Consider the following 257-nt stretch of genomic DNA (forward strand, 5'->3'; position numbering starts at 1 on the left):
GGAAACAGGTTAATATTCCTGTACTTGGTGTTACTGCGAAGGGGGGACGGAGAAGGCTATGTTATCCGGGCGACGGTTGTCCCGGTTTAAGCATGTAGGCGGAGAGTTTAGGTAAATCCGGACTCTTATCTAACGCTGAGGTGTGATGACGAGGTACTACGGTACTGAAGTAACAGATGCCCTGCTTCCAGGAAAAGCCTCTAAGCATCAGGTAACACGAAATCGTACCCCAAACCGACACAGGTGGTCAGGTAGAG

At 50.2% G+C, this 257-nt stretch carries 1 rRNA gene; it reads left to right on the forward strand.

Going from position 1 to position 257, the window contains the following annotated elements:
* Window positions 1–257, forward strand: a 23S ribosomal RNA gene (locus MUU51_RS00030); the annotation flags it as partial.

Source organism: Scandinavium manionii (assembly GCF_024764775.1).
In the GTDB taxonomy this organism is placed as follows: domain Bacteria; phylum Pseudomonadota; class Gammaproteobacteria; order Enterobacterales; family Enterobacteriaceae; genus Scandinavium; species Scandinavium manionii.